Here is a 21,527-nt window from a genome sequence, read left to right as displayed (position 1 = left end):
AAATTAGCTTTTGTTTTGATAAACAGAACACAATGGATTGTTTATGAAAAAACAATAATTTATAGTTAAAACAGAAAATACAAAAGAATGAAATTTACAATTGAAAACATCAAAGCAGAGCACCAGAAAGTAAAAAGCGGAGCCGATTTTCCTAAATATATTCAGAATATAAAAACGTTAGGGGTTTCTCACTATAAGGCGTACGTTCAGGATGGAAACACAGAATACTTCAATCACGAAAATCAATCTGTTCATACAGGAAAAAAGTATGATTCTCTTGCTGTTTCCGATACTTTAAATCTTGAAAATTTTAAAATAAGACTGAAACTTCATCAACAGGGAGGAACAGATTATATGACTTTCTGTAAAGACTGTGCCGAAAACGGAATCAAAGGTTGGACGATGGATCTTCAGGCGATGACCTGTACTTATTTTGACCAGAATGAAAGTGATGTTCTGACCGAACAGGTTCCAGGATAATCTTTTACAAAAAAACGGATGCAGACCATTGCATCCGTACTTCTTTCCATTAACTTATAAAATATTGTTTGCTATTATTGATTTAAAATATTAATTTTGTTAAAAACGATAGATAATAGTAATTGATAAACATGAGAAAGGTTTTTACGAAGTTGGCATTCACTGTATTAGGTTTGGGATCCATTTTGACATTTGCTCAAAAAAATGATCTTGGAGCATGGTATATGTATTTTGGAAATAATAAGATCAGCAAGAAACTGAACTGGCACAATGAAATTCAGTACCGTAATTTCGACGCCGTTGGAGACCTGGAACAGTTACTGATCCGTACAGGAATCGGGTATGATCTTACAGAGAACAATAACAATGTTTTATTAGGATACGGCTTCATTCTCAGCCAGCCTTACGTAAACGGTAAAAAAAAAGAAAATATTGAACACCGAATCTTCCAGCAGTATATTACCAAGCAGAAATTCGGACGTTTCTATCTTCAGCACCGTTATCGTTTGGAAGAACGCTTTCTGGAAGATGATTTCAGAATGAGATTCCGTTATATGCTGGGAGTCAATATTCCGATTACTCAAAAAGAGATGCTGCCGAAAACCCTTTACGCATCAGTATACAACGAAATTTTTCTGCACTTCGATAGTCCGGTTTTCGACAGGAACAGAGTGTATGGAGCTTTAGGATATGTCATCAACAAAAATATGAGGATTGAAGCAGGGTATATGAACCAGATTCAAGAGAACAGAAACCGGGGACAGATTCAGATTGGTTTTTATAATAATATCCCATTCACTAAGAACTAATAAAACTGTTACTGAATGCTGTGAGGAAAACCATTATCTGAAAATAGATCATCATAAACATTATAAAATAAACACTTATGCATTCAGGAAAAAGATTCGGAGCCCGCGAGTTCATTATCTGGACCAGAAGAAGTATTTACGCTTTGGTCGTACTATCAGCCATTCCTACAGTCCTGTACTTTTTTGGCTGGAAGTTTCTTTCTGTTCCCTGGCAGCCGATTGCCATTATGGGAACAGCGGTTGCCTTTATCGTTGGATTTAAAAACAATGCCAGCTATAGCAGACTTTGGGAAGCAAGACAGATTTACGGAGCGATTATTAATGACAGCCGCAGCTTTGGATATATTCTGAGAGATGCATTGCTCTCAAAAGATCCGGGTAAAGTAAAAGAAATGTTTCTTCGGCATTATGCATGGCTTACTGCATTGAGATTTCAGCTCCGTGAACCGAGAGCATGGGAAAATATGGGAACAGATCAGTTTGATGAATATGCTAAAAAATATGACATTCCCGAGAGACTGGCCACACTGGATGAAGAATTGAAGAAATACCTTTCAGAATCTGAACTTCAGTATATTTTGAGCAAAAAGAACAGAGCGACTCAATTGATGGCAATGCAAAGTAAAGCTTTGTCCGAAGCGTATGAAAAAGGAGAAATCAATGATTTTCAATGGACACAGATCAACCAGCAATTGGTGAAGTTTACCGATAATCAGGGAAAGGCAGAAAGAATTAAAAATTTTCCCTATCCAAGAAATTTCTCTTCCATCACCACGTATCTTTTGCTTTTATTCATTGTTTTTGTGCCTTTCGGATTATTGAAAGAGTTCGATAAATTAGGTGAAGGAACCATGGTAGAAGGCTGGACATTGTGGTTCAATATTCCATTTTCTTTACTGGTAACATGGTGCTTCCATACCTTGGACAGCGTGGGAGAGGCTTCGGTAAATCCTTTTGAAGGAAGTCCCAATGATGTTCCTATCACTCAGATCAGCCGTACCATTGAAATTGATATGAGAGATATGCTGGATGAATCTGATCTTCCGCCTGCCATTGCTCCGAAGAATAATATTGTGCTTTAGATTAACCTTTTATGATCTTAGGTATAGATTAATGACAGACTTCAAATATATCTAAAACCTATAAGGTTTGGGTAATAATAAATATTTGATATCCCATACAAATAACACTTAAACTTAAAAAAAACTTACTTAAAAATGATTCACAGCTATGTTATAATATCCATTGCAGTACTGCTGTCTGTGATGATATTGGTAATGATCGGCCAGAAATTAAAAGTTGCTTATCCTATTTTCCTTGTTATTGCAGGATTGCTGATAAGCTTTGTGCCGGGCATGCCGCGTATTGAAATAGAACCTGACCTTGTCTTTCTGATTTTCCTTCCGCCTATTTTGTTTGAGGCCGCATGGTTTACTTCATGGCAGGATTTTCATAAATGGAGAAAACAGATTTTCTCGATGGCCTTCGGACTGGTGTTTTTAACATCCATAGTCGTTGCTTATCTTTCATCTTCCATTATTCCAGGGCTTACTGTAGCTATGGGCTTCTTGCTGGGAGGAGTAAATTCTCCGCCGGATGCTGTTGCAGCTACTTCGGTATTGAAGCATATGAAAATACCTAAAAAGATCACCAATATTCTGGAAGGCGAGAGTTTGATCAATGATGCCTCCAGTTTAATTGTATTTAAATTTGCTCTGGCCGCCGTTATTTCAGGACAGTTTATCTGGAGAGATGCCGTTCAGGATTTCTTTACCATGGCGATCGGTGGAATTGCTGTGGGAGTGGCAGTAGGCTTCCTGTTTGGAGCTCTATTAAAGTTATCCCGACCAATTCCAATATAGATACCATTATTACCCTTATCGTTCCTTACATTATGTATGTGGGAGCAGAACATTTTCATTTTTCTGGAGTATTGGCAGTGGTTGCCGGAGGTCTGCTGATGTCCTATAATTCACATTGCTATTTAAGTCATACCTCCAGAATACAGTCCGGAAATGTTTGGAGTGTTTTGATATTTCTGATGAATACCATCATCTTTATCCTGATTGGTCTGGAACTTCCGATTGTAGTGGAAGGAATGAAAGAATATACCATTTCAGAAGGTATTTTCTACAGTGTAGTGATTGGCGGAGCGATTATCGGAACAAGAATTTTGTATAGTTACGCATTAATGTATTTCCCAAGAGTCTGCTCTAAAGAATTAAGATTAAAAGTTCCCAAACCGGATTGGAGAGAGCCGTTTATCATCAGTTTTGCAGCAATGAGAGGAGTGGTTTCACTGGCTGCAGCCTTGTCAATTCCTGCTTTTTTACCAAACGGAGAAGCGTTTCCGCACAGGAATATTATTTTATTTGTCACTTTTGTGATCATATTGATTACCTTGGTAGGGCAAGGTTTATTGTTGGCTCCCATCTTGAAATTATTAAATATTCAGGATGCAGGAAGTGAATTACCGGAAGAAAAACAGGAAGTAATCCTTATGCGCAAACTGAAGGAAACAGCTTTGCACAAACTTGATAATGACTTTTCTGAACTAGCCGTAACCAACAGTCTGGTTCGTCATCAAAAGCACAAGTTGGAAAATGAAATGATGCTGATGGCTGATAAAGCACAGTGTATGGCTTCCACAGGAGATTATGTAACTGCTATCAATGAAAATAAAGATGTCCTCCGACAGATCCTTCAGGCGCAGAGGAATGAATTGCACAGAATGAAAAGAGAAAAGATATTTGATGATCACGTGATGAGAACCATTGAAATGCAGTTGGATTTTGACGAAGCCAAAATCACAGGTTTTTCACATGGATAATTACAAAATAAGCCACAAAAGTCACAAAAGGATAAAAGTTAAAATGAACTTGCAGCAATAAAAAGTTCACAAAAAGGAAAATTCTGAAATTTTGAAGGCTTACGTGTACTTCTCATGAGTAGAAATTTAAACTTAATAATTTAGTAGATAAAACTTTGTGACTTTTGTGGTTAAAGATTATAGGTAAAATGTGTACATTTAAACATATTAAACCTATAATATGAGTACATCCATCACTGTTCAGTACACCATAAATGCTCCGGCTGAAAAAGTCTGGAAAGCATTAACCGATAAAAATGAAATGAAATCCTGGTATTTTGATATCCAGGATTTTGTTTTGGAAACAGGTAAGGAATTCAACTTCTATGAACCGGGAGGTGAGAATAAATATCATCACCACGCACAGATTTTAGAAATAATACCCAATGAAAAATTAAAGCACACATGGTCCTATCCTGATTTTTCAGCCCTGAAGACCATTGTAACCTGGGAATTGTTGCCTGAGGGCGGACAAACTGTGGTAAAGCTAACCCATGAAGATATTGAAAACTTTAAAGAGTTAGGAGAAGGCTTTTCAAGAGAAAATTTTACAGAAGGCTGGAACACGATTTTGGGACAGAGTTTAAAAGAATATTTAGAAAAATAAATCATGATCACATTACACCTTTTTACGATAGAAGATGCTCCACAACTGATTTCAAAGATAAAAGACGAAAGGATGCTTCTTCAGTTTGCCGGGCCCGTATACCGTTTCCCTCTCACAGAAGAACAGCTGGAAAAGGACTTATCTGATGAAAACAGAACTCTTTTTAAAATTACAGATCAGACCGGAAATACAATCGGGCATGCCCAGATATTTCTAAAAGAGAAGACATTCCTGCTGGGAAGAATTCTGATCTGGGATGAAAATAACAGAGGAAAAGGCTATGGAAAGAAGGTTATGCAAGAGCTTTTGAAATATGGGTTTAATCATTTTGATAAAGAAACAGCAGAGCTGAACGTGTACGACTGGAATACCGGAGCTATAGAATGTTACAAAAAAGTAGGTTTTGCTTTTGATCCATATGTTAAAAGCGAAGCCAGGATTGATCAGGAAACATGGGTTTCTCTGAATATGAAAATCCATAAAAATACCTTTGAATTGCAGGAATCATGACACAGTTTACCGCACTTCGCCCTGTTTTCTGGACAGAAAATCTGGATGAAACAATTACATTTTATATGAATGTTCTCGGATTTACCCTGATGGGTAGAAATGACGACTGGCAATGGGCTTCTCTTCGAAAAAATGATATATACATTATGCTCTCCCAGCCTAATGAACATGAAACCAATTTTTCCATCGGGTTTTCAGGATCATTTTACTTCAATGTAAATCAGGTGGATGATCTTTGGGAAGACCTTAAAACAAAAGCCAAAGTCTGCTATGAAATCGAAACTTTTGAGTGGGGAATGAGAGAGTTTGCAATATATGACAACAATGGATACATATTACAATTTGGTGAACCCGCAGATAATATTGGTAATACGGAATAAAATTTGCTATTTTTGGAGAAATATTTAGAAATTCAATGAAAAAAAGTATAATAGCGGGTTTCGCAGCGATTTTATTATTGGCGTCTTGTAATAAGGATAAAGAAATTCTTAATACATTAAACACTTATAATACTTCAATGGAGGCGAAGGGATACCATTTCGGAGATAAGCTTGAGCTTCCGAAAGAGGTAACGGAAAATGCAGAAAGCGTAACAATCAGCTTTGGAGATAAAGAAACAACAGATTTAACAATTGATCCTAAATTTTTCACCTTAGGAGACAATGCTGTTACATTCAATATTAAAACAAAAGGAGGTGAAGTGCTAAATCAGGATGCTACCATCAATGTATTTGCAAAAAATCCTGAAAAAAATATTCCTTATCAGATTGTAGCGGAATATCCTCACGATCCTAAAAACTTTGTACAGGGTTTCCAGATTGAAGGAAATACCATTTATGAAAGTGACGGGCAGAACGGATCTTCACAGATTTTAAAATATACGCTGGGAACAACAACTCCGCTGGCTTCTACAAAACAGGCTCAGGAAGACTTTTCTGAAGGAAGTACCATCGTAGGAGACAAAGTATATCAGTTAACGTGGCAGAGCAAAAAGGGATATGTTTATGATAAAAGTTCATTAAAGTTGCTTTCAGAATTTGCTTATCCTAATGTATTGGGTGAAGGTTGGGGATTAACGTATGACGGGAAAAGCCTGATTGCTTCTGATGGAAGTAAGCTGTTATATTTCCTTGATGTAAATGATCCTTCAAAACTGATCAAATATATTGCTGTTGCAGGAAGTTCTCAGGCATATGATCAGTTGAACGAGCTGGAATACCACAACGGATTTATCTATGCCAATGTTTGGCAGAAGCCGATCATTTTGAAGATTAATCCAACCAATGGAGAAGTAGTGGGAACTTTTGATTTTACAGAAATTGCAAAACAGAATACCAAAGGAAGTGATGATGTACTGAACGGAATTGCCTTCAAAGGAGATAATATGCTGGTAACAGGAAAGAACTGGCCAAAGATTTACGAAGTTCAGATCAAATAATCTGATTCTATTGATAAAAAATAAAAATAGCGTTCCCTTGGGAGCGTTATTTTCGTTTTGAGGATTAAATTTTAGTACTTTTGGAAAATGATTAATACCTTCATGAAGCGAAATATCCATATTACTTTGGCAGCCGCTTTATTCCTTGTCTCTTGCAGCAACAAGGAAAAAATGCTGGATTCTCTGGCGGATTACAATAACTCAAAAGAAGAAAAAGGTTATCATTTCGGTGATAAACTTGATCTTCCCAAAGAAGTGACTGAAAATACGGAAAGTATAACCATCAGCTTTGGGGATAAAGAAACAAAAGAATTAAGAATTAATCCTCAATTTTTCACATTGGGTGATAATAAAGTAGTCTTTGTGATTAAAACTAATCGCGGTGAAACTTTAAACCAGGATGCTACGATTAATGTATTTACTAAAACTCCTGAGCAGAATATTCCCTATAAAATAGTTGCCGATTACCCTCATGATCCCAAAAACTTTATTGAAGGTTTTGTGGTAGAAGGAAATACAGTGTATGAAAGTGATGGAATGAAGGGATCTTCTCAGCTTATAAAATATACTCTAGGATCTTCAGTTCCCAAAATTATGGCTAAGCAGCCCGCTGATATTTTCTCTGAAGGGTGTACGATTGTAGAAGATAAGGTGTATCAACTGACCTATCAGAATAAAATCGGTTTTATTTATGATAAAAATACTTTGAAAAAATTATCCGAATTTCCATTGCCCGGTGTAATTGGAGAAGGTTGGGGACTGACCTATGATGGGAAAAACCTGATCGCTACGGATGGTTCAAAGAATCTTTATTTTCTGGATGTTAATAATCCTTCAAAAGTAGTGAAAACAATTGCAGTTGGCGGTTATTCTACCGTTTATAATCAGCTCAACGAGCTTGAATATCACAAGGGATTTATCTATGCTAATGTTTGGCATCAACCTGTCATTCTAAAAATTAATCCTGCAAACGGAGAAGTCATAGGTAAACTTGATTTTACACAATTGACAAAGGAAAATGATAAGGAAGACAGCGAGCATGTCTTAAACGGAATTGCTTTTAAAGGGGATAATATGCTCGTGACAGGTAAAAACTGGGAGAAAATTTATGAAGCCGCTTTTCAATAAACTCATTATATCTATTGTAGAGCAGTTTTTTCATCAAGAAGATGGTCTCAATTTTGATTCACCTCAATGAAGATTCTATTGAAATAAAACCATCTTTTGAGTGAAGTTATTTTTCAGTAAATTGACCCCATTAAAAAAACAGAGTGAAGTTTTTAAACATACTATTTTTTTTTCTTTTCTGTATAGCTTCAGCGCAGAATATTCTTCCTTTGGATACATTGAAACTAAAGGAAGCTAAAGATATGCTTGCCGATGACTACGGAAATCTCTATATCTATAAAAACAAAGATTTCAGTTTTACCAAATATGATTCTTTAGGAAAACAGATCGGAAAAATGATGCTTACTGTACCCTACAAAGTTCAGAACGTTCAAAATCCTCTGAATGTACCTTTGTTTTCTGAAAATGCCCAGGAAATGAAATTTGTAGACCAGAATATGAATGAGATTCAAAGATTGGATTTTAAACAGAAATTTGGTTTTATCAGAATGGCTTATGCCGAAGATCTGCAGCAGCTGTGGCTTTTGGACGACAGTACAAAACGTCTGATACAATATAATTTCAGAAATGATACCACCATCAACTCATATCCTTTTGATATCAGTTTTGAAGATTTAATGGATATGCTGGTCTATGAAAATAAGGTCTATATCTTAACAAGAAAACATATCAGGATTTACAGCCTGAAATTTGAAAAACTTTTCGAAGCCCCTTTGGAAAACGGAAAACGTTTTCGAAGAGAGAATGATATGATCCTGGTGGTTGCCAGTAATTTCATTTCACAATATGTCCCTGAAAAAGGGATGACAACCATTTTTGAAGATCAGGAAGCACAAATTGTGGATAAAAACATCCTCTCTTATTTTGCAATCAAAGGGAACAAACTCTATCTTTACAGCCTTGAAAAAGTAAAGAAAGCCCAACAGCAAAAACAGCTCGAAGCTCAGCCGGAATCTCCTCCGCCATCTACAGAAAAACCAGTAGAAAAGATGGAAGAAAAACCAGTTGAGAATACAGCAGAGAAACCTTCAGACAATACTTTACAGAAATTGATTGAAGATATTTCCCAGGTTCAGACTGAGGCTGTCGAAAAACTTATCAACTAATTCGTAAATACAAGGAAAAAGAATATTATGCATATTGCAGTTACAGGAAACATCGGAGCAGGTAAAACAACTTTGACAACGATGCTTTCCAAGCATTACGGATGGGATGCACAATTTGAAGATGTAGATCATAATCCTTATCTGGAAGATTTTTATTCAGACATGAGCAAGTGGAGTTTCGCACTGCAGGTGTATTTCCTGGGGAGCAGATTCCGTCAGGTAAAGGAGATCAGAGAAAGCGGGAAAAACATTATTCAGGATCGTACGATCTATGAAGATGCCCATATTTTTGCGGAAAACCTGAATGATATGAACCTTCTTTCAGACAGGGACTTCAATAATTATTCATCAGTATTTGATCTGATGAAGTCTTTCGTATCTGCTCCAGATCTTTTAATCTATCTGAAATCTGATGTTCCTAACCTGGTTAAAAAAATCTACAAAAGAGGTCGTGAATATGAAGCATCTATCAGTATTGAATATCTTTCAAAACTGAACCAGAAATATGAAAAATGGATCTCCAACTATACAGAAGGAAAATTGCTGATTGTAGAAGTGGATGATCTTGATTTCGTTGAAAAACCTGAAGATTTCGGGTTTATTCTGGAGAAGATTGAAGCAGAACTGCACGGATTGTTTTAACATATTTTTATCAGAACATTAAGACAAACTCAGGTTAAATCTTTTTAAATTTGTTAAGACCAAGTTTAATTTTTGAATAATGTATCATGGTAGTTAAAGTTTTACATAACGGAAACTGTTCAAAGTCCAATGCTGTACTGGAGTATCTTGACGAAAACGGAGTACCTTTTGAGATCATTGATATTGTTGATGATCCTTTAAGTCCTCTTGAAATAAGAACGGTGCTGAAGAAACTGAATCAGAGTGTTTTTCATATTATCCGTAAAACCGATAAGCTTTACGTTGAGAACTATGCAGATAAAAACTATTCAGAAGAGGAATGGATAAAGATTCTTTCCGAAAACCCATCTTTAATACAAAGACCCATTCTGGTAAAAGGTTCAGTCGCAATGCTGGGAAGACCTATTGAAAATGTAAAGTTCTTTATTGAAAAATAGATGAAACTTAATAAATAAAAAAGATCCGTTCTGTTAAAGGGCGGATCTTTTATGTTATGGGGTTTTTGTAGTAACCGGGCCGTTTATCGCCTTATATAAAGCTTCCAGTTCTTTTGGAGGACGTCCGGAATCAAATTCTGAGGAAGTATACTCTTTTCCGCCAGCGGTAATGATAATGGATGCTATCATTGCCCTGTCAGAATGCCTGCCCTCTGTAGGAGCTTTAAGATCTGATATCTTCGATAAATCAATAGTTTGAGCTAATCTGGAAACCATCTGCCATTCTGCGGGAGATATTTTAGTAGTAGTGATTTCTTCGTTAATATTGGATTCTTTTGAGGAAGGAGTGAAAACAATATCTCTGCTGAATCCTCTTGTCCTTTCTGTTAACCGGATCTGTTGAATCTTTTGTTGCTGAACTGCAGAAGAGATATTTTGGGTATTATTTTCGCTGTTATTTTTGTGCATACAGTTTGTAGCGGAGGTTGCTAAAATGATATTAAACAGGATCAGTTGGATATTCATCATATTCTGTTTTTATGTATTAATAATAAAAAAACCGCTTCAACATGATGAAACGGCCTTTGTTTTTATAATAGAATAACGCCTTCTATTTTTGCTACTTCTTTATAAATATTCACTACCTGATTGGCATCCAGAACAAATGCATTGATATTGCAGGCTGTGTATTTTCCATTTTTGCTTTCGCGGTTTCCCAGTGTAAATTTAATACCATCAAAAACTCTGTAAATTTCAGTAAGTTTTGCCTGGTCTGTAGGAATAATAAATTTAAATAAATAGTCCTCCGGAAAATCATGATGATCCTCCAGTTTCTCCCTCAAAGACTGATAAAAGTCTTCAGGGCTTGCGTGTTGATTTCCTTGTAATATATCCATCTGCAATTGTTAATATAATATAAATATAACGAAAAATTTCCTATTTTCCAAATGGTCCCAGCAGAGACTTGGAGTTCTGGTGTTCATAATCTTCGATGATGTTGAATAATCCATTTACAAGCTGTTCAGAAGCAAGTTTACTCAGTCCTCCTGAATTGACAGTGTTGTTATTTCCCCCTAAAAGGCTGCCCAGAAAATTACTTCCTGATAACGCTGTATTGATAGTTTTTACTATGCCATATTCGTTCAGTTTTTCATCTACTTTAGGAGCAATGGCAGCAATAAGCTGTTGGGATGTTTTTTCCTTCAGAATCTGTGTAGCGGTTGTTCCCTGCATAATTCGCGTTACATCCTGAGCATTAAGACTGTTGACTGCATCCTGCAAAATGGGTTTCGAGGTGTTCACGGTATAAGCTGCAGCCTGTGCTATATAATCTCTTTCTTTGGCTACCAGTGAGGGTGCAATTTTCTCCAGCGTAGAATTGATATCTCTCAATTCTTTGGGAAGAGCTTTATCAACCATATTATTCTGCAGGAACGCTTCTTTATTCCCGTAGATACCCATTCCTTTATCAATACCATTGAGCAGAATTCTTTTGATAATAGAAAGCCCCATGTCTGATGTGGCCAGTGAAGTGCAGGATTGTACACTGGTGGTAATAACAGCACCGGTCCCGATCAGAAGAGCGGCTGCAATGATATATTTTTTCATTGATCTTTTATTATGTATTTCTAAGATGCTTTTGTCAAAAACTGCACCAAAGGTAATTACTATTCTGTATTTAACAAAATATTAAATTGAGTACATGTTTTGGTGAATATTGTGTCAAAAAAAATAAAATTTCATTTAGAGATATGATGAATAAAGTATGTTGATTTTAAATAATGGATTATAAAATTTGATTTTTTAGTGTTTTTCATTTAATAAAATGTGGAAATTTTTAAATATTTAAGATAGTTTAACAGTGTTGGATATTTTTTATATTTTTGGCTAATGTCTTTTTTTGAGATTTTAAATAACTCCACTATTTAGAGACAGGTACAAATTTGATTTATTTGAATAAAATTGAAACTATATGAAACAAAGTAATTTAAAGTATTCAGGTCTCATTGCCGTTCTATACTTCGGGATGAATGTGAATGCACAGGTTACGCAGGATTCTGCTAAAGTCCAGAAAATCGACGAAGTCGTTATGATTGGATATGGTAGCCGTAAAAAAGTTGATAATACAACAGCTATCAGTTCTATCAGTGCGGAGGAAGTAACCAGAACCAAAGTATTGAATGCATCACAAGCCATTCAGGGTAAAGCCGCCGGGGTACAGGTAATTGCTTCCGATGCACCAGGATCTACTCCGACAGTGATGATCAGAGGACTTGGTACTGTATTGGGTGGAAGAACACCTTTATATGTAATTGATGGAATGTATGCCGATAACATCAACAATATCAACTCTAATGATATTCTTACTTATGATGTATTGAAAGATGCTGCAGCATTGGCAATCTATGGTAACAGAGCGGCTAACGGGGTAATTATTATTACTACGAAATCAGGTAGAGGGAAGTTAAGTGTTTCCTATGATGGATTGGTTGGATTCAGAACCCCTTTAAAAACCATTAAAATGGCTAACGGGTCTGAATTTGCAAATTATAATAATGCTGGTAAAGCAAGTACTTACCTGAACCCTAATCAGCCGTACAACACAGACTGGTTCAAAGAAATTACAAGAACAGGGATTTATAATCAACATAATGTTTCTATTTCAGGATCTTCTGAAGCTGCTAAATACTTCTTAAGTTTAAGTAACTATGATGAGCAATCTATCCTTAAAGGTACCAATTATAACAGGACTACAGTAAGAACCAATAACGAATTCAGGATTACTAAAGGTATCAGATTAGCGCAGACCTTAAGTGCTACCTTTACCAATGATACTCCTAAATCGTATGGTGCTTTTACAAATGCATATAAACAATCTCCATTAGTCCCTGTATATTATCCGAATGGAAAATATGGACAGCCTATTTATAATAAGACTACCGGAAATATCGATTATGAAGGAGGAAGATTTAATAATGTAGGCAACCCGGTAATGCAGCTTGCTTATGATAATCAAAGGGGAAAAAATTTCTTATTGCAGGGTGGTTTAAAACTGGATATTGATATTTATAAAGATTTGAAGTTTACTTCTCAGTTTAGTGGTGAGTACAATAATTATAAATATTACAATTTTGTAAACTCCAAAGCATTCTGGTTAGATAGCGATCCAATGAGGGTTGACAGTGGATATGATACTTCTTTGCCTCTGACAAGATTAACCAATAAAAGTCAAAACTATTTCAACTGGGTACTTAATAACTATTTAACCTATACCAAGAAAGTAGGAAACCATGATATTGAAATTGTAGCCGGTACAGAAGCTTCAGTTGCCAACGGTCTTGAAACCTTAACGATCAACAGAAAGAATGTACCCGTTTCACAAGACTACTGGAATCTGGATGGTGTAGATTACTATGGTAATTTATTTAGTGACAATACGACCAAAGCTATTGAATCTATAAAAGGAAACAGAAATACTACCATTTCTTATTTCGGAAGACTTCAGTATAAATTTATGAACCGTTATTTATTAAGCGGGACATTCAGAAGAGATGGATCATCTCAGTTCGCTGAGGGGCACAGATGGGGGACATTTCCATCATTTGGAGCCGGATGGATCATTTCTGAAGAAAGCTTTATGCAGGATGGGTTCTTTGATCTTTTAAAATTAAGAGGAGGCTGGGGTAAATTAGGTAACCAGAAGGTTCCGTTAAATTATCTGCCACTTTCATCCGGAGCAACATACAATTACGGATTCGGGACATCGCCTGTAAGTAATGGAATAACTGTTAATCAGGGATATGACCCTAGTTTAGGATGGGAAGTAACTGAAGAAACTTCGTTAGGATTAGATTTTGCAATCCTGAATAAAAGGTTATCGGGTAGCTTTGATGTTTATAACAGAAAAACCAATAATCTTATCTTGGGGGTGGTACCTTATCTTGCAACAGGTATTTCTGAAGTGAATTATTCACATATGGGAAGTGTTGTCAATAAAGGTGCTGAGGTGAGTTTAAACTGGGCTGATAAAGTAGGTGAGGATTTTACCTATTCAATTGGTGCTAATTATTCTTACAATAAAAATAAACTTGCCAGCATTGATCTTTCCAAGCCGGTTTCTCAACTTGTGGGTGGAAATCTTGGAAACGGACAGGATACAAAAATTTTTAATGCTAGTGCACTTGGTTACGCATTAGGAAGTTTCTATTTATGGGAAGCAGACGGTTATGATGCAAACGGTAATCTGAAGTTCAAAGATCTAAATGGTAATGGAGTAACCGGAAGTGCAGATCCGGGAGACAGACGTTTCTTCGGCTCTTATATACCAAAATCAACCTTAGGGGTTAATTTTTCAATGTCTTACAAGAATTGGGATTTTGCTTTGAGCGGTTATGGAGCTTTTGGATTCAAAGTGTACAATGGTAAAAAAGCACAAAGAAATGGTGGAGAAAATGTTGAAGCTTCTGTAGCGAATAATTTCTGGACTCCTACAAACACTAATGCAGCAAATCCTGTAAATCCTGCAAATATCCCAATTGCATCTACATTCTATTTGGAAAGCGGAGATTATTTCAGAATCAATAATATTTCAGTAGGATATACATTTAAAAATGTAACGGATTATATGAAATCAATTAAGCTTTATGTAAGTGCAATTAATCCTTTTGTGTTTCAGAAATACTCAGGATATTCCTCAGAATTATCAGGATATAATCCTGCAGATCCTACAGCAGAAGGAGATCCAATTAAACGTGCAGGGGTAGAATTAGATGCTTATCCTACATTGAGATCTTTTGTATTTGGTGTTAACCTAAATTTTTAAAAAAATGAATAAGAAATATATCATAGCAGCTGCATTTTTAATTTTAGGAGCTGTTAACCAGAGTTGCAGCAATGACTTCGTTGATGTATCACCTACAGAAAAAATTCCTGAAGATGCTTTGGGTGAAATATACAATAATAATGAAGGAGCCAATAGCTTGGTAACTAGTATTTATGCTAAGTTTTTAGACTGGAATATGAGTACGTTTGCATGGATTGGAGTGACATCAATTGTTTCTGATGATGCAGATAAAGGTTCAAGTCCAAGTGACTCGGGTTCAGATAAAGATATTTTAGATGCTTTAACATTTACAGCATCAACACCATCATTCAAAGAATTGTTTGCTTCTAATTATCAGGGAATTAATAGGTGTAATCAGGCGCTAAAATATCTTCCTAAATTAGATAAAGCAGACCCGCAATTAATTCAGAGATTAACAGGAGAAGCAAAGTTTTTGAGAGCATTTATGTACTTTACTTTGGTTAGATCTTTTGGAGGGGTTCCGTTAGTAGATCATGTTCCCGTTACAGGAGTTGAAGCTGATAAGCAAATGACACTAACCAGAAAAAGTAAGGAAGAAATTTATGCATTCATTGAACAGGATCTTAAGGATGCCATAGCCGTTCTTCCTAATAAATCATCATATGGGGCAGGTAATATAGGGAGAGCATCTGTTGGTGCTGCCCATGCGCTTTTAGCTAAGGTGTATTTATATCAGAAGAAATGGCAGCTGGCTGTAGATGAGACTAATTTGGTGACAGGGTATTCATTGACACCTAATTTCCAGGATATTTATAAAGTTTCAGGAGAAAATAATGCTGAATCTGTTTTCGAAATCAACGGAACAGGGGGGACAGCAGGAAGAGCAATCCAGCAGTATAGCCAGGTTCAGGGAGCCAGAGGTACTACAGGCTGGGGCTGGGGATTCTCTACTCCTACCCAAGGTCTGTATGATGCATACTCTGCAACAGATTCAAGAAGAGATGCTACCATAATCCACAGAGATATGACTTTATATGATGGATATTATGTAGGTCCAAATACAGAAAATAAATTCTATAATTATAAAGCTTATTCTTCCAATTATAGAGATCAGGCTTCAACAGACGTAAATATTCGTTATCTGAGATATGCTGAAGTACTATTAATCAGAGCTGAAGCAATGAATGAACTTGGACAAACATCTGCAGCTATTCCTTTCCTGAATCAGGTAAGAAACAGAGCTAACATCGGAAACACTCCTGCTTCTTCTCAGGCAGACGTAAGATTGGATATCTGGAAACAAAGAAGATTAGAGCTTGCTTTCGAACATGACAGATGGTTTGACCTTGTAAGAACCGGACAAGCCCAGGCAGCCATGGCGGCTGATGGTGGTAAAAAATTCATCGTTGGAAAACATGAACTATTCCCACTTCCACAAGACTTTATAATGGAAGCAGGTGGATTGTCAGCACAAAACCCCGGCTATTAAATTTAATCAATAAAAACTTTAGAGGAGAATGAAAGTTCTCCTCTTCTTTTAGTAAGAAACCCTAAAAAAGAGAGCTCATGAAAAGGAACGTATTATCAATAGCTATTACTTCATTATTCTTTGTGTATTCCTGTAAAAACGCGCCCGTTGCCAAACAGGAAACCGGAAAAACTGAAGCGGTAAAAAGCAATATCACGGATGAACAACTGATGGACAGAGTGCAGAAAGATGCTTTAAAATACTTCTGGAACTATGCAGAACCTAACTCAATGCTGGGAAGAGAGCGCTACCATGAAGACAATATTTATCCGGATAATGATAAGCACGTGATCACAACAGGAGGCTCAGGATTTGGGTTGGCAACTATTCTGGTAGGAGTAGAAAGAGGATTTGTTCCAAGAAAAGAAGCGGTGAAAAGGCTTAGTCATATTATGGATTTCTTGGCTAAAGCAGACCGCCATAAAGGAGCATGGTCACATTGGATCAATGGGGAAACCGGAAAAACAGTGCCTTTCGGGAAAAAAGATAATGGTGGTGACCTTGTGGAAACCGCTTTCCTTACCTCAGGAATACTGATGGTCCGTGAATATTTTAAAAACGGAAATGCAGAAGAAAAAGCCCTGGCAGAAAAATGTGATGAACTGTGGAAAGGAATCCAATGGAACTGGTATACTAAAGGAGGTGAGAAAGTTCTATACTGGCACTGGTCACCGGATTACCAATGGGAAATGAACTTTCCTCTTGAAGGATATAATGAATGCCTGATCACTTATATTTTAGCAGCATCTTCACCTACTTATTCCATTGATGCAGAAACCTATTATAAAGGTTGGACCAGAAACGGAACTTACCTTACAGATAAAACAAAATACGGACTACCTCTGTATGTAAAACACAACTATGCCGAAGAATACGGCGGCCCGCTTTTCTGGGCACAATATTCATATATCGGGCTTGATCCGACTGGATTATCCGATAAACTTGTCAAAAATTACTTTGACGTCAATAAAAATCAAACCCTTATCGACTATCAATATTGTGTCGAAAATCCAAAACAATGGAAAGGGTATGGTCCCAACTATTGGGGGCTTACAGCCGGATATACAAGAAATGAAGATGGAAGCACTGGATACACCGCTCACATGCCTGGCAATGATAATGGAGTGATTACTCCTACAGCTGCCTTGAGTAGTTTTCCCTATACACCAAAAGAATCAATGGCTTTCCTGAGATTCATGTATACCCAAAAACCTGAATTCATAGGATCTGCAGGACCTTATGATGCGACCTCCATTAATTATAATAATTGGTTTACCCCAAGATATCTGGCGATAGATCAGGGAACGATAGCACCCATGATTGAAAATTACAGATCAGGATTCCTGTGGAAGTTATTTATGAATGCCCCGGAAATTCAGCAGGGATTAAAAAAACTAAGCTTCCGGTCAGCTAAATATGGAATAAAATAATTCAAAAGGAACGGCCATTGTCCCGAGCTTAGTCGAAGGGTTCCTTAAATAAAAAAAATCAAATCTGCTGGCTTTAACCAAAACCTAAATAACAATATGAAACTAAAACTGAAACATATTCCTCTTTTATTACTGCCGTTTTCATTACCAATGAGTGCACAGGAGATAAAAGCGGAACTCAATAAAGAAATTAAAAGACAGGAGAAAATGTCTTACATTCTGGATTACCCACAAAATGTTAAAGGAACTGTACCATTAATAGTTTTCCTTCATGGTTCAGGAGAACGGGGAACTAATCTTGACCTGGTAAAGGCTCACAGTCCATTTACCTATAAAAATCTGATCAAAGAACCTGTAGCGGTTCTGGCGCCTCAATGCCCGGAAGGAACTTGGTGGGATACGGTTACCGTATATCATCTGATCAAGGAAATTCAGAAGAAATATAAAATTGATGCTTCCCGTATTTATCTTACAGGACTTTCTATGGGAGGATGGGGAACCTTAAAGCTGGCCATGGAGCATCCGGAAATGTTTGCTGCAGTGGCTTCAGTGTGTGCCCCTACAGATCAGGTCATGACCGCTAATATTCATCGGTTTAAAGATCTGAACATGAAAATTTTCCATGGCGGAATGGACGATATTGTACTACCTGCGAATGCTTTTAATTTTTATCAGAAGCTGCATCCTGTAAACCCTTCAGCAGAATTGGTTATCTTCCCGAATGATAATCATAACTCATGGGATTCGGCATACTCAAATCCCGCTTTGTATGAATGGATGCTGTCCAAAAAGAAAGAAAAGTAATCCGGGACACCAATGATTGAAAAATAAGCCCATCAAATTAAAGCAAAAAATATAAAACAATAATTTAAGAAGATAGATTTATGAAAAAGTTAATTGTAATCGCCACTTTAGCATTGGCACCTGTATTTTCCGCACAGGAAATGGTAACGAAGCCCGTTCAGTCTTACCAGACAGCTCAGTATCAGGCTAAGAAGAAAGCTTTTGTAGACAATCTTTTATCTAAAATGACATTGGATGAAAAAATTGGCCAGATGAACCTTCCGACTTCCGGAGATTTCACTACAGGACAGGCACAGAGCTCTGATATCGGAAAGAAAGTAGAGCAGGGATTAGTCGGTGGATTATTCAATATAAAAGGAGCAGATAAGATCAAGGCAGTTCAGAAAGTGGCAGTAGAAAAAAGCCGTCTGAAGATTCCTATGATTTTCGGAATGGATGTTATTCATGGCTATGAAACTACTTTCCCGATTCCTTTAGGGTTAGCCGCTTCATGGGACATGAACCTTATCCAGCAGTCTGCAAAAGTATCTGCGAGAGAAGCTGCTTCCGACGGGATCAACTGGACATTCTCTCCCATGGTAGATATTTCCCGTGAACCAAGATGGGGAAGGGTATCAGAGGGTTCAGGAGAAGATCCTTATTTGGGAAGTGAAATTTCTAAAAATATGGTGTATGGCTATCAGGGGAAAGACCTTGCGAATGGAACCAATATTTTAGCATGCGTAAAACATTTTGCTTTATATGGGGCAGGTGAATCCGGAAGAGATTACAATACGGTTGACATGAGCCATGTAAGAATGTTTAATGAGTATTTTCCTCCTTATAAAGCAGCAGTGGATGCTGGTGTGGCTTCTGTAATGGCCTCTTTCAATGAAGTGGACGGAGTACCTGCGACAGGTAACAGATGGCTTCAGACTGAAGTATTAAGAAATCTATGGAAGTTCAAAGGCTTCGTAGTAACAGACTATACCGGTATCAATGAAATGGTAGACCACGGTATGGGAGATCTTCAGCAGGTATCTGCTTTGGCTTTAAAAGCTGGGGTTGATATGGATATGGTGGGAGAAGGTTTTTTAACAACATTAAAAAAATCCCTTCAGGAAGGAAAAGTGACACAAGCTGAAATTGATATGGCAGCAAGAAGAATTCTTGAAGCAAAATATGATCTTGGTTTATTTGATAATCCATATAAACATGGAGATGCGAAGTTAGCGGCAAAAGAAGTCTATAATATGGAAAACCGTAATATAGCAAGAAATACAGCTGCTCAATCCATGGTGTTATTGAAAAATGACAATCAGGTATTGCCTTTAAAGAAATCAGGAACAGTGGCTGTAATCGGACCATTGGTGAATAACTCAATGAATATGGCCGGAACATGGAGTGTTGCTACAAAACACGCTTCTTCAGTTTCTTTGATGCAGGGATTACAGTCGAACTACGGAAAAGAAGTTAAGTTTTTATCAGCAAAAGGAGCTAATATAGACTATGATGCTAAATTAGAAGAAATCTATGCAGCTCACGGTAAAAAAACAGACAGAGACAACCGTTCCAAAGAGGAGTTGTTAAAAGAAGCGGTAGAGGTTGCCAACAAAGCAGATGTGATTGTTCTGGCTATCGGAGAATCTGCTGAAATGAGTGGAGAATCTTCTTCAAGAACAGAAATTACCATTCCTCAGTCTCAGGTTGATCTGCTAAACGAGTTAAAGAAGACGGGAAAACCAATTGCAATGGTTCTTTTCACAGGACGTCCTTTAGCTTTAACCAATGTAAAAGATACTCCGGATTCTATATTGAATGCCTGGTTTGCAGGATCTGAAGCAGGTAACGCGATTGCGGATGTTCTGTTCGGAAAAGTAAACCCGTCCGGAAAACTTCCAATGACTTTCCCAAGAAGCCTTGGACAAGTGCCAATCTATTATAATGCTAAAAATACAGGTCGCCCGCTGAGTCAGGATAAAGTAGACAAATGTACTTATGAAAGATTCCGTTCAAACTATATGGACGAATGTAATACACCTTTATATGCTTTCGGATATGGATTGAGCTATACGAAATTCAATTATTCTGATATGGCAGTTTCCACTACTACTGCAAAAGGAAATCAGACCGTTCAGGCATCCGTTACTGTAACGAATACGGGAAATTATGACGGAGCTGAGGTTGTTCAATTGTATATCAGAGATATGGTGGGAAGTATTACAAGACCGGTAAAAGAACTGAAAGGTTTCCAGAAAATATTTTTGAAAAAAGGAGAATCTAAAAAAGTAACTTTTGATATCACTCCAGAAAGTTTGAAATTCTATAACGGAGATCTGAAATATGACTGGGAATCAGGAGAATTTGATATTATGATCGGAACCAGTTCTGACAATGTTCAGCATTCAAAGATTAACTGGACTAAGTAATATCCGGAAAAGTAATTCACCGGATTGTGTTATGATGTTTTTTTTGGCACGATTTTTAATAATACCTCGGGTAATTATTAGTATACAAATCGACATGAAAAAAACAATTTTATTAAGCACAATGTTCCTGGGTTCTTTAGTATTTGCACAAAAAGGAACAATAAAAGGTGGTGACAAAGATGCACACGGATGTATTGGTTCTGCAGGATATACTTATTCTCAAATTAAGAAAGACTGTATAAGAACGTTTGAGCAGAAAATCAAATTAACAGAAGTAGCTCCGAAAGACAGCTATACTTCAATAGCTGCAGTTATTTTCAGTAAAGACATGAAACAAGCTGAGGTTTTTGTAAAAGATGCCGGTGAAAGAAGCATTATCCTTACCAGAGCAGGAGGTAAAGCCAAAGCATGGAAAAAGGATGGTTATGTATTGGTTCCTCACAAAAAGCACGGATATCAGCTTAAAAAGGATAATATCGTGATCTATCAGTAAGATCCGGTTAAAAAAACCGCTCGCAAGAGTGGTT

22 protein-coding genes are annotated in these 21,527 nt (G+C 36.9%); 19 read left to right on the top strand and 3 right to left on the bottom strand.

All coding sequences use genetic code 11. The features are described 5' to 3' along the window. Window positions 1-87: 87 nt before the first annotated feature. The 13 genes from RHP76_RS06405 to RHP76_RS06345 all read left to right on the top strand — a co-directional run bounded on the left by RHP76_RS06405 (window position 88) and on the right by RHP76_RS06345 (window position 10,026). Window positions 88-480 (top strand): DUF1398 domain-containing protein, encoded by a 393-nt coding sequence (locus RHP76_RS06405; RefSeq protein ID WP_062671773.1) that lies wholly within the window; start codon window positions 88-90, stop codon window positions 478-480. A gap of 131 nt (window positions 481-611) precedes the next feature. Beyond that, window positions 612-1,289, top strand: a complete 678-nt coding sequence (locus RHP76_RS06400; protein WP_311229760.1) for a DUF2490 domain-containing protein — start codon at window positions 612-614, stop codon at window positions 1,287-1,289. 77 nt (window positions 1,290-1,366) lie between these two features. Further along, window positions 1,367-2,371, top strand: a complete 1,005-nt coding sequence (locus RHP76_RS06395; protein WP_311229759.1) for a bestrophin family protein — start codon at window positions 1,367-1,369, stop codon at window positions 2,369-2,371. Between the two features lie 135 nt (window positions 2,372-2,506). Continuing rightward, on the top strand, window positions 2,507-3,151 hold the full coding sequence (locus tag RHP76_RS06390; protein ID WP_311229758.1) for a cation:proton antiporter: 645 nt from the start codon (window positions 2,507-2,509) through the stop codon (window positions 3,149-3,151). A gap of 38 nt (window positions 3,152-3,189) precedes the next feature. After that, window positions 3,190-4,119: a cation:proton antiporter domain-containing protein gene (locus RHP76_RS06385; RefSeq protein ID WP_311229757.1), complete on the top strand. Its 930-nt coding sequence runs from the start codon at window positions 3,190-3,192 to the stop codon at window positions 4,117-4,119. Between the two features lie 220 nt (window positions 4,120-4,339). Next, a complete protein-coding gene (locus RHP76_RS06380; RefSeq protein ID WP_280210322.1) occupies window positions 4,340-4,765 on the top strand; it encodes an SRPBCC family protein in 426 nt (141 codons plus the stop codon). 3 nt (window positions 4,766-4,768) lie between these two features. Then, window positions 4,769-5,275 carry a GNAT family N-acetyltransferase gene (locus RHP76_RS06375; protein ID WP_311229756.1) on the top strand — a complete coding sequence of 169 codons (507 nt, stop codon included), beginning with the start codon at window positions 4,769-4,771 and terminating at the stop codon, window positions 5,273-5,275. Then, entirely contained in the window at window positions 5,272-5,655 is a 384-nt protein-coding gene (locus RHP76_RS06370; protein WP_311229755.1) for a VOC family protein, read from the top strand. Before RHP76_RS06375 ends, RHP76_RS06370 begins: the two co-directional genes overlap by 4 nt. Before the next feature lie 35 nt (window positions 5,656-5,690). Continuing rightward, complete coding sequence (locus RHP76_RS06365) at window positions 5,691-6,713, top strand: glutaminyl-peptide cyclotransferase (protein WP_123277771.1); 1,023 nt, start codon at window positions 5,691-5,693, stop codon at window positions 6,711-6,713. A 102-nt stretch (window positions 6,714-6,815) separates the two neighbouring features. Further along, complete coding sequence (locus RHP76_RS06360) at window positions 6,816-7,841, top strand: glutaminyl-peptide cyclotransferase (RefSeq protein ID WP_311229754.1); 1,026 nt, start codon at window positions 6,816-6,818, stop codon at window positions 7,839-7,841. 209 nt (window positions 7,842-8,050) lie between these two features. After that, entirely contained in the window at window positions 8,051-8,947 is an 897-nt protein-coding gene (locus tag RHP76_RS06355) for a hypothetical protein (RefSeq protein ID WP_253297131.1), read from the top strand. Window positions 8,948-8,974: 27 nt separating this feature from the next. Continuing rightward, entirely contained in the window at window positions 8,975-9,589 is a 615-nt protein-coding gene (locus tag RHP76_RS06350) for a deoxynucleoside kinase (protein ID WP_002977952.1), read from the top strand. A gap of 86 nt (window positions 9,590-9,675) precedes the next feature. After that, window positions 9,676-10,026 (top strand): arsenate reductase family protein, encoded by a 351-nt coding sequence (locus RHP76_RS06345; RefSeq protein WP_280210336.1) that lies wholly within the window; start codon window positions 9,676-9,678, stop codon window positions 10,024-10,026. A 54-nt stretch (window positions 10,027-10,080) separates the two neighbouring features. Here RHP76_RS06345 and RHP76_RS06340 read toward each other — a convergent pair whose 3' ends face one another. The 3 genes from RHP76_RS06340 to RHP76_RS06330 form a co-directional block, all read right to left on the bottom strand. Beyond that, on the bottom strand, window positions 10,081-10,554 hold the full coding sequence (locus tag RHP76_RS06340; protein ID WP_311229753.1) for a hypothetical protein: 474 nt from the start codon (window positions 10,552-10,554) through the stop codon (window positions 10,081-10,083). Between the two features lie 62 nt (window positions 10,555-10,616). Then, window positions 10,617-10,922, bottom strand: coding sequence for a DUF493 family protein (locus RHP76_RS06335; protein WP_047433612.1), 306 nt, complete (start codon window positions 10,920-10,922; stop codon window positions 10,617-10,619). A gap of 40 nt (window positions 10,923-10,962) precedes the next feature. After that, window positions 10,963-11,634 carry a DUF4197 family protein gene (locus RHP76_RS06330; RefSeq protein WP_047433611.1) on the bottom strand — a complete coding sequence of 224 codons (672 nt, stop codon included), beginning with the start codon at window positions 11,632-11,634 and terminating at the stop codon, window positions 10,963-10,965. A 364-nt stretch (window positions 11,635-11,998) separates the two neighbouring features. Here RHP76_RS06330 and RHP76_RS06325 point away from each other — a divergent pair, with 364 nt between their 5' ends. The 6 genes from RHP76_RS06325 to RHP76_RS06300 all read left to right on the top strand — a co-directional run bounded on the left by RHP76_RS06325 (window position 11,999) and on the right by RHP76_RS06300 (window position 21,493). Beyond that, a complete protein-coding gene (locus tag RHP76_RS06325; protein WP_311229752.1) occupies window positions 11,999-14,848 on the top strand; it encodes a SusC/RagA family TonB-linked outer membrane protein in 2,850 nt (949 codons plus the stop codon). 4 nt (window positions 14,849-14,852) lie between these two features. Then, window positions 14,853-16,319, top strand: a complete 1,467-nt coding sequence (locus RHP76_RS06320; RefSeq protein WP_311229751.1) for a RagB/SusD family nutrient uptake outer membrane protein — start codon at window positions 14,853-14,855, stop codon at window positions 16,317-16,319. Between the two features lie 77 nt (window positions 16,320-16,396). Beyond that, complete coding sequence (locus tag RHP76_RS06315; RefSeq protein ID WP_311229750.1) at window positions 16,397-17,788, top strand: glucoamylase family protein; 1,392 nt, start codon at window positions 16,397-16,399, stop codon at window positions 17,786-17,788. A 96-nt stretch (window positions 17,789-17,884) separates the two neighbouring features. Continuing rightward, complete coding sequence (locus RHP76_RS06310) at window positions 17,885-18,592, top strand: carboxylesterase family protein (protein WP_062671815.1); 708 nt, start codon at window positions 17,885-17,887, stop codon at window positions 18,590-18,592. Between the two features lie 80 nt (window positions 18,593-18,672). After that, a complete protein-coding gene (gene bglX, locus RHP76_RS06305; protein WP_311229749.1) occupies window positions 18,673-21,000 on the top strand; it encodes a beta-glucosidase BglX in 2,328 nt (775 codons plus the stop codon). Window positions 21,001-21,094: 94 nt separating this feature from the next. Next, window positions 21,095-21,493, top strand: coding sequence for a hypothetical protein (locus tag RHP76_RS06300; RefSeq protein ID WP_288441435.1), 399 nt, complete (start codon window positions 21,095-21,097; stop codon window positions 21,491-21,493). Window positions 21,494-21,527 lie beyond the last annotated feature (34 nt).

Source organism: Chryseobacterium sp. SG20098, assembly GCF_031844745.1.
In the GTDB taxonomy this organism is placed as follows: domain Bacteria; phylum Bacteroidota; class Bacteroidia; order Flavobacteriales; family Weeksellaceae; genus Chryseobacterium; species Chryseobacterium cucumeris.
This window is presented reverse-complemented; position numbering and strand designations above follow the sequence as displayed.